At 74.7% G+C, this 15,158-nt stretch carries 5 protein-coding genes; 4 read left to right on the top strand and 1 reads right to left on the bottom strand.

Going from position 1 to position 15,158, the window contains the following annotated elements:
• Positions 1-14 precede the first annotated feature (14 nt).
• The 4 genes from ACFYXU_RS24745 to ACFYXU_RS24760 all read left to right on the top strand — a co-directional run bounded on the left by ACFYXU_RS24745 (position 15) and on the right by ACFYXU_RS24760 (position 13,790).
• The gene (locus tag ACFYXU_RS24745; RefSeq protein ID WP_389459992.1) at positions 15-8,654 is read left to right on the top strand and encodes an HAD-IIIC family phosphatase; all 8,640 of its coding nucleotides are present in this window, start codon (positions 15-17) and stop codon (positions 8,652-8,654) included.
• Positions 8,655-8,689: 35 nt separating this feature from the next.
• A complete protein-coding gene (locus tag ACFYXU_RS24750) occupies positions 8,690-11,188 on the top strand; it encodes a thioester reductase domain-containing protein (protein ID WP_389459994.1) in 2,499 nt (832 codons plus the stop codon).
• Positions 11,185-12,309: an alpha/beta fold hydrolase gene (locus ACFYXU_RS24755; protein WP_389459996.1), complete on the top strand. Its 1,125-nt coding sequence runs from the start codon at positions 11,185-11,187 to the stop codon at positions 12,307-12,309. Before ACFYXU_RS24750 ends, ACFYXU_RS24755 begins: the two co-directional genes overlap by 4 nt.
• Before the next feature lie 77 nt (positions 12,310-12,386).
• Positions 12,387-13,790, top strand: a complete 1,404-nt coding sequence (locus tag ACFYXU_RS24760; RefSeq protein ID WP_376511044.1) for a cytochrome P450 — start codon at positions 12,387-12,389, stop codon at positions 13,788-13,790.
• A 72-nt stretch (positions 13,791-13,862) separates the two neighbouring features.
• Here the strand turns inward: ACFYXU_RS24760 and ACFYXU_RS24765 are convergent, their stop codons facing one another.
• Positions 13,863-15,062, bottom strand: coding sequence for an MBL fold metallo-hydrolase (locus ACFYXU_RS24765; protein WP_389459998.1), 1,200 nt, complete (start codon positions 15,060-15,062; stop codon positions 13,863-13,865).
• Between the last annotated feature and the right edge of the window lie 96 nt (positions 15,063-15,158).

Genomic DNA, 15,158 nt, shown 5'->3' on the forward strand with positions numbered 1-15,158 from the left:
AACGGTTTTCCGACATGTCTGCGAAGAAGTCCGGCGAGATCTCCGCCGAAGCGCTGCGGGAGTGGCTCGTCAGAGCCGTCTCCGAAAGTGCCGGACAGGACCCGGCCCAGATCGGTGTCGACCGGCCCCTCACCGAATTCGGGCTGGGCTCGGTCCAGTTGGTGGCACTGGCCGCGCGCCTCTCCGACCGGCTCGGCCGGCCGGTGGACCCGACACTCGCCTACGACCACCCCACCATCACGTCGATGGCCCGGGCCCTGTCCTCCAGCGCCTCCGCCGTGCCTCCCGCCGCCGCGGAGCGAAGACCGGGCCGGGAGCCGGGCGAGGCGGTGCGCCCCCGGCGGGACCCCGGGAGCACGGTCGACGGGGATCCGGACGAGGTCGCGATCATCTCGATGGCCTGCCGCTTCCCCGGCGGGGCGGACGATCCGCAAGGACTGTGGCGGCTCCTCGAAGGAGGCGAGGACGCCGTCTCGGAGGCCCCCGAGGGCCGCTGGGACACCGAGGCGCTCCTCGACCCCGATCCGGAGGCCGTCGGCAAGGCGTACAGCCTGCGCGGCGGTTACCTCGGCGACATCGACCGCTTCGACGCCTCCTTCTTCGGGATCTCGGCCCGGGAGGCCGCCGCGATGGATCCGCAGCAGCGCCTGCTGTTGCAGACCGGCTGGGAGGCGATCGAAAGGGCCGGGATCGTGCCCGAGGAGCTGAACGGCAGCGCCACCGGCGTCTACGTCGGCCTGTACGGGAGCGGCTACCCGGACGCGTCCCGTCCGGAGCTCCTGGACGGGCACGTCGCCACGGGCGCGTCGGCGAGCGTGGCCTCCGGACGGCTCGCCTACACGCTGGGCCTGGAGGGCCCCGCCGTGACGGTCGACACCGCCTGCTCCTCCTCGCTCGTCGCCCTCCATCTGGCCGCCAACGCGCTGAGGAGCGGCGAGTGCGATCTCGCCCTGGCCGGCGGCGCGACGGTGATGGTCAGCCCGCGCGGCCACGTCGAGTTCAGCAGACTCCGCGGCCTGTCGCCGTCCGGCCGGTGCCGGCCCTTCGCCGACGACGCGGACGGCGTGGTGTGGGCCGAGGGCTGCGGCCTGGTCCTGCTGAAACGGCTCCGTGACGCCCGGCGGGACGGCGACCGGATCCTCGCCGTCGTCAAGGGCTCGGCCGTCAACCAGGACGGCCGCAGCCAGGGCCTGACGGCCCCGAACGGCCGGGCGCAGGAACGGGTCCTGCGCGCCGCGCTGGCCGCCGCCCGTCTCCGGCCGGACGCACTGGACTACGTGGAGGCGCACGGCACCGGCACGACGCTCGGGGATCCCATCGAAGGCCGCGCGCTGGCCGAGGTCTTCGGACCCCACCGCCCGGCGGACCGGCCCCTCGCCGTGGGCTCGCTCAAGTCGAACATCGGGCACACACAGGCCGCGGCCGGCATCGGGGGCGTCATCAAGACGGTGCTGTCCTTGCAGCACGAGCTGCTTCCGGCCTCGCTGCACGCCGAGACCCCGACCCGGCACGTCGACTGGGCCGGCGGCGGCCTCGACGTGTGCGCCAGCCGGCGGCCGTGGCCGCGAGGCGCCCGGATACGCCGGGCGGGCGTCAGCGCCTTCGGCTTCAGCGGCACCAACGCGCACGTGATCCTGGAGGAGGCCCCGGACGGACCGGAGGTCCTGGACGAGGCGGACGCGTCGGACCAGGAGTCCGGCCGGCCGCCCGTGACGCTGTTCCCGCTGTCGGCCCGCAGCCTTCCCGCCCTGCGCGCGCAGGCCCACCGGCTGCTGGACGCCCTGACGGACGATCCGCGGCGGCCCCTGCCGGCCGTGGCCCGGACCCTGGCCCGTCACCGTACGCACTTCGAGCACCGCGCCGCCGTGGTGGCGGGGCACCGCGAGGAGCTGCTCGCCGGGCTGCGCGGCCTGGCATCCGGTCAGGACCCGACCGGCCCCGTCGTGGCGCCGCGCCAGGTGATCCCCTCGGGGAAGCTGGCCTTCGTCCTGCCCGGACAGGGATCGCAGTGGGCCGGGATGGGCCGCGAACTGCTGGCCCGCTCCCCGCTGTTCGCGGACGAGATCGACCGCTGTGACGCGGCGCTGCGCCCGCACACCGGATGGTCGGTGCAGGCCGTTCTGCGCGGCGACCCCGGTGCCCCCTCCCTGGAGCGCGTCGATGTCGTGCAGCCCGTGCTGTTCGCCGTCATGGTGGCCCTGGCGGCGCTGTGGCGCGCCCACGGCGTGACGCCGGACGCGGTCGTGGGCCACAGCCAGGGCGAGGTCGCCGCCGCCTGCGTCGCCGGAGCGCTCGGTCTGAACGACGCGGCCGCCGTGGTCGCGCTGCGCGCCCGGGCCCTCACGGCGGTCACCGGGACCGGCGGGATGGCCGTGGCCGCGCTGCCGCTCGAAGAGGTCGAGGCGAGGCTCGCGGTGCTGGGCGGCGGACTGTCCGTCGCCGCGGTCAACAGCGACATGTCGACGGTGGTGGCCGGTGGCACGGAGCCGCTGGAGTCCTTCCTGGCCGGCCTGGAGCGGGACCAGGTGTTCGCCCGGCGGATCCCGGTCGACTACGCCTCCCACAGCGCCGGGGTCGAGCCCGTACGGGAGACGCTCCTGGCCGAACTGGACGGCATCGTCACGTGGCCGACGTCCGTCGCGTGGTACTCGACGGTGTCCGGTGAGCCGGTCCACGAGGAGTCCCTGGAGGCCGACTACTGGTACCGCAACCTGCGCGACCGCGTGCGCTTCGCCGACACGGTGCGGCGGATGCTGGACGACGGCGTCCGGTACTTCGTGGAGCTGAGCCCGCACCCGTCGCTGCTCCCGTCGATCGAGTCCGTCGCCGCGCACGCCGGGATCGACGTCGCGGCCGTCGGTTCGCTGCGCCGCGACGAGGGCGGCGAGGACGCCCTGCCGCTCCGGCTCGGGGAGCTGTACGCCGCGGGCCACACCCCCCACTGGCCCGCGCTGTTCCCCGCGGGCCCCCCGGCCGAGCTGCCCACGTACCCCTTCGCCCCGGAACGGCACTGGCTGCCGTCCGCTCCCCCGCGCCCGGCCGGGCGCGGCACGGCACCGCTCATCGACACGCACGTCGAGTCCAGTGACGAGCCGGGCCGGCACGTCTTCCAGACCGACGTGGATCTCCGGGACGGCCGGTTCGCCTACCTGCGCGACCACCGGGTCTCCGGGGAGGTCTGGCTGCCCGCCGCCGCGTTCCTGGAGATGGCCCTCGAAGCGGCGTCCGGGCTCGGGCGGGCCGGGGACGACGTCCGGCTGACCGGGGTCCGTTTCGAACAGCCGCTCCCGTTGGACGCCGACACCCCGGTCCGGCTCCAACTGGTGCTGCGGACGGGCGGCGACGGCACGGGCGGGCGCTTCACCATCGCGTCGAGGACGCCCGGCGACGGCGACCGGCCGACCCCCTGGGTGCGGCACGTGAGCGGGGACCTCGACTCCGGACCCGGCACCACCGCGTCCACGACCGCCCCGGACGTGACACCGGCCGCACTGCGGGAGCGCTGCACCGAGCAGGTCGACGTGGCCGGGGTCTACGCCGCGCTGACCTCGGCCGGCATCGACTACGGCCCCGCCTTCCGCGGCCTGACGGAGGGCCGGAGCGGACCGACCGAGGCACTGGCCGGACTGGCCCGGGTGCCCCGCGCGGGACATCGGGTGCACCCGGCCGTCCTCGACTCCGCCTTCCACGCGGCCGCGCTTCCGGGCGACGCGCCCGACGGCACGGCGTTCGTGCCCGCGGGGATCGGCGGGCTGCGGTTCACCGGGCTGGGCACCGCCCCGGTCCGGGTCGCCTGCGCCCTGCGGGACCTGGACGGGGCCACCGTCACCCTGGACCTGCGTCTCCTGGACGAGGAGGAGCGGCCGGTCGTCGAGATCGAGGGGCTCGAACTGGCCGCCGTGTCCCCGCTGGACGCGGCGCTCTTCGAGGTGCGGTGGCAGCCCCGGCCCCCGGCCGGGGAACCGCCCGCCCGAGGCACCTGGCTCATCCTGGCCGACGACTCGGGCGTGGCGGCCGACCTGGCCCGCCGCCTCGGTCCGGCGCCCTGCGTGGTCGCCCGGAAGGGAGACGCCTTCGCCGCCGAGCGGCCGGGCCGCTACGTCATCGACCCCCGGGATCCACGGCACCTGGAGCGCCTGCTCGACGAGGCGTTCCCCACGGAGCCGCCGGAGCGGGTGCTCCAGCTGTTCGGTCTGGACGCTCCGGCGATCGACTCGGCCGAGACCGCCGAGGAAGCCGCCGGGCTGTGCTGCGTGAGCACCCTGCACCTCGTCCGGGCACTCACCGATCGCCCCCGTGGTCCGGCCCCCCGGCTCTTCCTCGTCACCCGTGGCAGTCAGCCCGCCGGTGACAGCACGGAGGTGACGCTCCCCCAGCAGGCACTCGGCTGGGGCTTCGGCAAGGCGGTGGCGCTGGAGCATCCGGAGCTGCGCACGACCCTGATCGACCTGCCGGCCGACGGCGGGACGGACGCGCTCCGGAGCCAGCTGCGGCACGCGGACGGTGAGCGGCTGATCGCCCTGCGCGGCACGGGCCGCCTCGTACCGAGGCTCGCGCCCACCCGCCCGGACGGTCCCGGCGACGCGGGCGTCCGTCCCGACGGCACCTACCTGATCACCGGTGGTCTCGGCGGCCTCGGCCGGGTCGCCGCCGAGCGGCTGGTACGGCAAGGGGCGCGCGGGCTGGCCCTGTTGAGCCGGGGCGTGCCCTCCCCGGACGCGGAGCGGTGGATCGCCGGGCTGAGGGACCGCGGCGTCGCCGTGCACCTCGCCCGGGCCGATGTCGCCGACCGGGGCGGCCTGACGGCGGCACTGGACCTGCTGCGCAGGGAGGCTCCACCGATCCGGGGCGTCGTCCACGCGGCGGGCGTCCTCGACGACGCGACCCTCCCGAACCTGACGCCCGAGCGGATCCTCCGTGTCCTGGCACCCAAGGTGCTCGGCACGGCGCTGCTCACGGAGCTGGTTCCGGAGGCGGAGTCCCTGGTCCTCTTCTCCTCCGCCGCGGGCCTGCTGGGCTCGGCCGGGCAGAGTCCGTACGGCGCGGCGAACGCCTTCATGGACGCCTGGGCGCACCACCTCTCGCTCTCCGGACGGCGGGCCCTCAGCCTCGACTGGGGTCCCTGGGCGGAGGTCGGCATGGTCACCGAGTCGGACGCCCGGATCAGCGGCACGGCGCGGTCGGGCCTCATCGGCCTCGCACCGGAGGAGGGCGGCGCGCTGTTCGAGCGGGTGCTGTCCACGGCGCGCCGTCAGCTCGCGCCGCTCGCGCTGGACCGGACGGCGCTCGCCCTCGACGCGGAGGCACGGTCGCGGCCGCTCCTGCTCGATCTCGTCCCCGCACCGGCCGGGGCTCCGGGTGCGGCCGGCCTCGTCGCGCGGGCGCTGGCCCTCCCGACGGCGCGGGAGCAGACCGACCTGCTCGAGACGTACGTACGGACGACGGTGCGGGAGGTGGCCGGCGGGGCCCTCACCGACCTCACCCCGGCCACGTCACTGAAGCAGCTCGGGTTCGACTCCTTGATGCTCGTCCGGCTGCGCACCGCCTTCGTCCGCGAGCTCGGCGTCGAACTCGCGGCGTCCTCGGTGTTCGCGGCGGCGGACCTGCGCGCCCTCGCGAGCGAACTGCGCGACGCGCTGGTCGAGCGGGCCGACGCCCCGGAGCAGGGCCCGCCGGAACCGGGGCCGACGCCGGAGACCGGCGCCGGGGTGCCCGCGTACGAGCTGCGTCCGGCGACGCGGGACGTGGTACGTCTGCTGCGCAGCGCGCGGCCGGGCGTCCCGGGCGCGGCGCACGCCGTCGGACTCGCGGTGCGGCTCACCGTGCCCACGACACGGCGGCAGCTGACGGACATCCTCGCGCGACTGGCGGCACGGCACGCGGCACTGCGTACGGCGATCGTCACGGACGCCGGACAGGAACGGCGGCTGCGGGTGGAACGGGAGCCGGCCGGGCCGCTGCTCCGGTGGTCGGACCTCGGCGAGGACGCTGAGGTCGACGTCGATCAGCGGCTCCGCGCACTCCTCGAGCCGCCCTTCGATCTCGCCGTGGCACCGCTGTGGCGTTTCGAGCTGTTGGACGGCGGCGCACGGGGCAGCACGCTGCTGTTCGGCGCCCATCACGGCGTGAGCGACCTCCAGTCGCTGCTTCTGGTGGCCGCCGAGATCGACACCGAACTGTCCGGCACCCCGCTCGACGGGACCGTCTCGAACCGCGACATCGACCTCCTGCTCCAGGCGCAGACCGCGCGGCCGGTCCGTGACGCGGACGGCACGGTGGCCGCCTGGCGGGAGAAGTTCGCCGGCAGCGGGCGTCTGGAACTGACGCTCACTCACCCGCGCCCCGAGCACCGGTCGTTCCGGGCCGGCGGCGTGACGCTGGAGATCCCCGACGGTCTCCTGGACCGGGTGGCCACCCGCGCGAGCCGGCTGGCCGTCACTCCGGCGGCCTTCTGCCTGGGCGTCCTGACGGTGCTCCTCGCCCGGCTGCGGAACCGCGACCGGTTCGTGCTCGCCGTCCCGGTGGACACCCGGATGCACGTCGGGGCCCTCGACGCGGTCGGCTTCTTCGGCGTGCCGGTGCCCTTCCCTGCCAGGGCCGAGCCGGGTGAGCGCATCGACGAGGTGGTGCGCCGCACCGACGGCCACCTGGAGCGGGTGCTGGCCAAGGACGCCCTGTTCTCCGACACCCTGGCCGCGCTGGCCGCCCAGGGGCTGTACCGGAGCGACGCGCCCCTCGTCGAGGTCTACTTCAACTACGTGCGGCCCTCGAACGCCGGGCCCGTCGCCCTGGAGTTCCTTCCGTCCGGGACCGGGTACTCCGACATCGATCTGATGGTCACCGTGACGACGGGCATCGGTCTGCTGCGGCTGGACCACAACCTGGACATCATGGACGGGGCGGCCGCCACCGGGATCGGGGAGGAGTTCCTGCGCCTCCTCGCGGAGGCGGCGGACGATCCGGCGACCCCGGCCCGGCCCTCCCCCGTACCGGCACCGACGCCGACGCCGACGCCGACGCCGGAAAGGGTACGTGCGGCGACGCCCGTACCGGAACCGCCGTCGGGCGGCTCGCTCGCCCTCGCGGCCACCTTCGCCCTGGGGGACCTGCCCCTGATGTGCGGGGCGGCTCTGGACGCCGGGGACCCTGCGGGGAGCTCCGGTACGGAGGTCGAGGCGGCCCCGTACCACCACGTGCTGGCAAGCCTCCGGGATCCGTCCGGGGTCTTCGCCCGGCCGACGACGGCCGTCGGCGCCGTGCTCCTGAGGGCCACCGACCTGGAGCGGTTCGGTCCGGTCACCGACGAGCTGCTCGACGGTCTCCGTACCGAATTCCCGGCGGCCCTGCGGGCCCTGTCGGCGCGGACACGGCGGCCGCTGATCGTGGGGTTCCTGCCGTCCGCCCGCCGCGACGACCGGCTGGAGCGGTGGGAGCGGGACGTGGCCGGCGAGCTGTCGGAGCTGCCCGGCATCGCGCTCCTGGGCCCCGACGACTGGACCCGTCACCATGCCGTCGGGGAACCCTTCGACGACAGGACCGAGGAGCTCGCCCACCTGCCGTACACCCGGGAGTTCCAGGCGGCCGTGGCCCTCACCCTGGCCGAGGTCGTACGGACCGTCCGCCGGGTCCCGCCGAAGGTGATCGCCGTCGACGGCGACGAGACCCTCTGGGGCGGCGTGGCGGGCGAGAGCGGTCCCGACGCCGTGGATCTCGGCGGCGCCCGCGCCCTGCTCGCCCGGCGCCTCCTGCGGTGGCGGGACGCCGGCACCCTGCTGGTCCTCGTCAGCAACAACGACGAGGCGACGGTGCGGGCCGTGCTCGACCGCCCGGACAGCGTCCTGCGGGCCGAGCACTTCAGCGTGCTCTCCGCCGCGTGGGGCCGCAAGTCCGAGCGGCTGGCGGAGGCGGCGCGCACGCTCGGTCTCGGCACGGACACCTTCCTGTACCTCGACGACAACCCGGTCGAGATCGCCGCGATGCGGGCCGCGCTGCCCGAAGTGCTGTCCGTGACCTGCCCGGCCGTCGGGGAACTGGAGTCCTTCGTGTCCCGGCTGTGGCCGACGGTCCCGCTGCCCGCGACGGCCGAGGACAGCCTGCGCCCGGAGTTCTACCGGCAGGAACGGGCGCGGGAGGTCGTGCGCGAGCAGGTCGGCTTCGAGGAGTTCCTCGACCGTCTGGAGCTGGAGGTCGACGTCCGGCCGCTGTCCGAGGCCGATGTCGAGCGCGGTGACCAACTGATCCGGCGCACCAACCAGTTCACCCTCCGCGCGCGATCGGCCGACGGCCAGGACCTGGAGCGGTGGCGGCGTGCGGGCGAGGTCTGGACGGCCTCGGCCCGCGACCGGTTCGGCGACTACGGGCAGGTCGGGCTCCTCGCGGTGCGGCGGGACGGCGACCGACTGGACGTCCTGGGCTGGGCGCTCAGCTGCCGCGCGCTCGGCCGGGGGGTCGAGGAACGGCTGTTGCAGTGGCTGGCCGACCGCTCGGAAGCGCTCGGCTGCACGGCGGTACGGATCACGGCCGAGCGCACGCCGCGCAACGCACCGGCCCGACGGCTGGTGGCCGCGCTCGGCGGCGGCGGTCCGGACGACGAGCGGCTGGAACTCGTGACGACCCCGGAGCCCCTGAGGGCGTTCCGGTCCTGGCGGCACTGATGGCGAAGGGAAGAGCACACGGTGAGAGGGACCCGATGGGCGAGGTGAGCGCGGACGCGCCGGCGGGCGAGCCGAGCGCGGACACGCCGGTGGGCGACGTGGGCACGGACGCGCCAGTGGGCAAGCCGAGCGCGGACGCGCCCGTGACCGGCCCCGAGGGCGGGCAGCACCTGGCAGCGGTGTCGATCGAGCGGGGCGGCGGGCCGCTCGGCGTGGCCGATCTGCTGGCCCTGGTCCGGCCGACGGCCACGGCGTCTCCCCCGGCCTCGCCCGGGACCGTACGCGTTCACGAGACGGGCCACACCACGACGGAAGAAGCAGGGCCGGAGGAAACGGGGACGGCGGAAACGGGGCCGCGGGAAGCAGGGCCGGAGCACGCGGCGGCGGAGAACGTGACGGCGGACGACGTGACGGCCCTGGCCGAGGCGATCTCCGCCGTGGCCGCGCGGTTCCTCCCGGCCGCCTCCATGGGGCCCGACACCGACTTCTTCGACGCCGGAGGGACCTCGGTCGACGCGGTGGAACTCGTCGCCGCGCTGGCCCGCGAGCTCGGCGTGGAGGTCGGCCTCGACGACGTGTTCGCCGACGCCAGGCCCCGCCGCATCGCCGCACGCCGGCTCTCGGCCGGCGGCACCCGGCCCGTGCCGGGCCTGTCGCCCGCCGGTACGGCCCCCGTGCCGACCGCGCGGGCCGTGCCGGCGGGCGCCGCCGAGGAGGACCTCGACCTGATCCTGGCCGACCTCGCCCGCGCCGACGCCCTGCCGTGGGCCGGTCCGCCGGAGCCGGCCGTACCGCGCCGGATCCTGCTGACCGGGGCGACCGGCTTCCTCGGCGGGCACATGCTGCTCGATCTGCTGCGGCACAGCGACGCGCACGTCGTGTGCCTGGTGCGCGCGGCGGACGAGGAGGAGGGGACCAAGCGGCTCGGCGCCGCGCTGTCCTCGTACGCCCTGCCGTGGTCCTCCGAGATACGACGGCGCGTCACGGTCCTCACCGGCGACATCCGGCAGCCGAGGCTGGGGCTGCCGGACGAGCGCTGGAACGCCCTGGCGCAGGAGGTGGACTCGGTCGTCGGGGTGGCCGCGGCGGTGGACTTCCTGCGCGGGTACCCGTCGCTGCGGCAGAGCAACGTGATCGGTCCGCTGACGCTGGCGGAGCTCGCGGCGACCGGACGTCCGAAGCCGCTGCACCACGTCTCCTCGGTCGCGGTCTTCAACGAGCTCGGCATCGCCTCCATGGGCGAGGACGACCCGGTCGCGCACATCGACCGGCTGGTCGCCGGGTACGACAAGTCGAAGTGGGCCGCGGAGGCCGTGCTCCGGCGGGCCCGTGACCACGGACTGGTCGTCACGATGCTGCGTCCCGGGGGCATCGCCGGACACACCCGGACGGGTGCCTACAACCCCCAGGACCTCAGCAGCGGCCTGACCTCGGCGATCGCCCGCTTCCGCAGGGTGCCGGCCTTCAGCTGCCTCAACAGCGCCCCCGTGGACTGGGTGAGCCGGGTGGCGGTGGGCGTGGTCCTGGAGCCGGGCGCCTGGGGCTACAACTACCACCTGACGGGCAGGCCCAACACGCTTCCGGACCTGGTGCGCGAGATGTCGCTCGGCGGCATGGCCGTCCGCGTCCAGGACTGGGAGGAGTGGCGGGTCGACACCGTGGCACGGCTGAAGGCCGATCCGGTCCCCGAACTGGACTTCCTGGCACGGGTGCTGGAGAGCCCCACGGCCGTGAAGCTGTGCGAGGCGACGCTGCGGGGTCCGGAATGCACCAGTGAGCGGACGGACGCGTTCGTCGCCGCGCGGAACCTGCCGCCCGCGGCCCGTTACGACGCCCGGGCGCAGCTGAAGACCTTCGAGAAGCTGGCGCGGGACGGGCTCGGCCGGCTCCCCGAGCGGGACGATCCGCCGTACCTGTGGTTCCCGGAGACGATGGAGGGGGCCCTGGGGCCGGTCGGCGCGCTCCCCGACACCCCGTGCACGCTGCGGCTGACCCTGTCGATCGCGAGCATGTACCAGCTCCAGCGGGAGCGCCGGATCGACATCGGCGGAGAGCTCTCCTGCGCCCTGCTGCACCCCGAACCCCTCGTGGTCGAGCGGGGCGATCTGTGGGTCCGCCCCCAGGGCGGGATCCCGGAGGAGCACGGTCTGCGCCACACCCTGCTGCGCTACCGGTTGCGGCTGCGCGACCGCGACGGCCGGGTGTGGTGGCTGGAGGGCCGGAAGCACGCCCGCGCGCGGCGGGATCTGTGGCGCCAGACGCGCACCCTGACCGTCGCGCTGGGCCGCGAGGGCGAGCCGGCGTGCCTGGAGGGTCAGGTCGTCGTGCCCGGCGACAGCTACGTGCGCGAGCAGATCGACGGCATCCGGGTCGATCCCCGGCTGTCCGGTCAGGAGAAGCGGGCCGCCAAGCTGACCTGGCTCGCCTGGTTCGGCATGGAGGTGGGCCGGGGTCTGCTCGGCCCGTTCGCCCGGGTCGGCGCGGATCTTCTCGACCTGCGCCGGACCCCGACACCGACGGAGCACGACCGATGATCCTGCGAGCGACGACCCGGCGAGCGATGACGCGGCGGTCGGCCACGACGCTGCGACCGCTGTACGCCCGCCTCGACGGGGCGACCGTCGAGGAGATCCCCCTCCGGGCCGGGGACGGCACCCTGATCGGTCTGACCAGGGTCTCCCGCGGCCATGACGACCGGCCCGCGGTGCTGCTCCTGCACGGCCACACGGCCTCCTCGGACATGTTCGTCCAGCCGGAGACCCGGAACCTGGTCGAGGTGCTGCTGGACGAGGGCTACGAGCCGTGGCTGCTGGACTGGCGGGGCAGCTGCCGTCTGCCGTACAACGCCACGGGCCGCGCGTACACGTACGACGACGTCTCCCTGTACGACATTCCCGACGCGGTGGCCCACGTCCGGCGGCGGATCGGCGACCGGCCGCTGTTCGCCGTCGCGCACTGCCTGGGTGCGATCACGCTGTCGATGAGCATGGCCGCGGGCCTGGTGCCGGGGCTGACCGGGGTGGTGGCGCAGGGCGCCTTCCTGACGCCCCGGTTCGCGGGCACGACGTCGCTGCGGATGGCCCTGGGCGGCGAACTGCTCCGGTCCCGCGTCGACCACATCCCGGTGGACTTCCGCAGGGTCGGGCTCTGGTCGAAGTACACGCCGCTGTTCGCGCTGGCCTCGTGGAAGGCGGACTGCCCCGACGCCACCTGCCAGATCCTGCACAACTCGGCCTGGGGGATGGGCGCTTCGCTGTACGTGCACGACCACCTGTCCGAGGCCACGCACGACCGGCTGGCGGAGCTGTTCGGCCCCGCGCCGACGTGGATCGTCCCGCACCTGCGGCGGATCGACCTGGCGCGCAGCGTCGTGCGCTGGCACCACGGCGACGACCGCTACCGGGCGCTCCCGGAGAACGCCCTGGACCACGCCGGCCGGATCGACTGCCCGGTGCTCCTGCTGTCCGGCAGCGAGAACGGGACGTGGCGGGACTCGCAGAAGCTCTGCCACGAGGTCCTCACCGCCCGGCAGCCGCACCTGGACGTCCGGTACACGGAGGTCCCCGGCTACGGCCACGCGGACACGTTCATCGGACGGGCGGCCGCGCTGGACGTGTTCGGTCACGTCCTGGACTTCCTGGGCGAGCAGCTGTGACGAGGGCCGCGAGAGCCGGCCGTGAGGACGCGTTCCGGAAGGAGAGACCGGTGACGGAGACGACGGAGGAGACGGACATGACGCAGACGACCGAGGCACGGAACAGCGGCGGTACGGAGGCTCCCCGGCTCGCGGGAGTCCCCCTGCTCGGCTCGCTCTTCGACCTGAAATCGGACTCGCTGGGCACCTATCTGCGCGCGATGCACGCGCACGGCGACGTCGTGCGCATCACCGCGGGCCCGCCGGGGGTGCGGGCCGAGATGCACTGCGTGTTCTCCGCGGAGGGCGCCCACCAGGTGCTGGGGTCCGAGGCGGCCAACTTCCGCAAGGACAACCACTTCTACCAGGAGATCCGGGACTCCTTCGGCAACGGCCTGCTGACCAGCCAGGACGAGGACTATCTGCGTCAACGACGGCTGGTGCAGCCGCTGTTCACCAAGCGCCGGGTGGAGGGATACGCGGGCGCCGTCGTCACCGAGACCGAGGTGACCATCGACGCCTGGGAGCAGGCGCCCGAGGGGATCGTGGACGTCTCGCACGAGATGATGCGCCTCGCGCTGCGCGCGGTCGCCCGGATCCTCTTCGGCACCGACGTGGAGGCCACCATCGACGTCGTCGACCGGTGCTTCCCGGTCATCACGGAGTACACGATGCGCCGCGGCTACTCCCCCGTGACCGTCCCCCGCGACTGGCCCACTCCGGGCAACCGGCGCGCGGCCGCCGCGGTGCACGAGCTGTACCGCGTGTGCGACGGGATCGTCGCCGAACGGCGCGACGGCACCTCTCCGCAGGGGGAGGACCTGCTGTCGCTGCTCGCCGCCGCCACGAACGCGGAGGACGGGGAGCTCGACGCGACCGAGCTGCGCGACCAGATGCTGATCTTCCTGCTCGCCGGACACGAGTCGACCGCCACCTCGCTCGCCTTCGCGCTGCATCTGCTGGCCCGGCACCCCGAGATCCAGACCCGGGCGCGCGACGAGATCCACCACGCCCTGGGCGACCGGACGCCCGACGCCGGCGACGTCGAGCGCCTCCCTTACCTGACGCGGGTGCTCAAGGAGGCCATGCGGCTCTATCCCGCGGCCCCCGTCACCGGCCGGCGCGCGGTCGCCGCGAGCGAGATCGGCGGCCACACCGTCCCGGCGGGCGCCGACGTGATGCTGGCACCGTGGGTCACGCACCGCCACCCGCGCTACTGGCCGGACCCGGAGCGCTTCGACCCCGACCGGTTCACCCCGGAGGCCGAGGCGACCCGTCCGCGCTACGCCTACTTCCCCTTCGGCGGAGGCCCGCGCGCCTGCATCGGGCAGCACTTCTCGATGATGGAGTCGGTGCTGGTGCTGGCGATGCTCCTGCGGGTCTACGAGTTCGACGCCGTGGACACCGACCTCCGGCTCACCGCCGGGATCAGCCTGCGCGTCGAGGGCACGGCCCGGTGCCGGATCCGCCGCGTGGACGCACCGCCGACCCACCGGCCCTGACCGGGCCCGCGGCGGGCGCCACCGAGCGGCGACCGACGCGGGGGACGGCGTCCTGGCCGTCCCCCGCCGGCGTCACCGCTCGCCCGCGAGGTCCAGGTCGTCGCTGCGCGTCCCGGACGCGGTCCCGGCCGGACGCGGGCGGCGCCACGGGCGCGGGATCGGACGGGAGACCGCCTGCCACCACGGCTCCCCCGGCAGCTTCCCGGCGGGCTCGAACGGCTCGCCGGGGCGGGGGAACGCCACCGCCTGGCCGGCCTCGTCGGCCGCGTCCTTCGTCCACTCGCCCGGCTCCGCCCACGGGTGCGGGGCCAGGTTGAAGGTGCCCCAGTGGATCGGCAGCAGCACCCCGCCCGGGGCGCCGCCCTGGAGGTCGAGGTGGCTCTGGACGCCCTCGGCCGGAGTCATGTGGATGTCGGTCCAGAACTCGGAGTACGCGCCGATCTGGATCATGGTGGCGTCGAAGGGGCCATGGGCGGCGCCGATGTCCGCGAAGCCGGAGAAGTAGCCGGTGTCCCCGCTGTGGAAGATCCGGTGGTCGGGACCCGTCACGACCCAGGACGCCCAGAGGGTGTGCTGCGTGTTGCGCAGTCCGCGCCCGCAGAAGTGCCGGGCGGGGGTGGCCGTGAGCGTGAGGCCGCCGACCGAGGTGGACTCGTTCCAGTCCAGCTCGCGCAGGCGGGAGGCGGCCACGCCCCAGCGCTCCAGGTGCGCCCCGACGCCGAGCGGCACCGCGAAGAGGGTGTCGGTGCCGGCGAGCGCCTTGATCGTCGGCAGGTCGAGGTGGTCGTAGTGGTCGTGCGAGATCACGACCACGTCCACCGGGCCGAGCGCGGCGAGCGGCAGGGGGACCGGGTGGAGCCGCTTCGGGCCGGCGAAGGGGAACGGGGAGCAGCGGTCGCCCCAGACCGGGTCGAACAGCACCCGGTGGCCGTCGATCTCCGCGAGGACGCCGGAGTGCCCCATCCAGGTCAGGCGCAGACCGGTCGCCGGGGGTTGGGCCAGGTCGGCGAGGGTGGTGGGGTGGACGGGGATCGCGCCGGTGGGCGCCCGGCGCGCGCGTCCCTCCTTCTCGAAGTAGATCTTGGCGAACTCGAGGCCGGACCCGGAGGGCCCGCGTCGCGCCGGCTCGGGGTTCTGGAAGATCCCGTCCGCGAAGTTCGGCGAGCGGCGGATCCGGGCGAGGCGCTCGCCCGTGGGATCCGCGCCGAAGGACTCCGGGCGCAGCGCGCGCAGCCGGGCCCGTGGGGAACGGTCGGAGCCGGTACCGGTCACAGGACCTCCTGATCTCTGGGGGTCGTTCCATTATGGGCGCCCCGCGCCGAAGACCGCCGAGCGGTCGGTCATACTGAACCACCGTTCAGTATGACC

Source organism: Streptomyces sp. NPDC002232, from assembly GCF_042890295.1.
Lineage (GTDB): Bacteria > Actinomycetota > Actinomycetes > Streptomycetales > Streptomycetaceae > Streptomyces.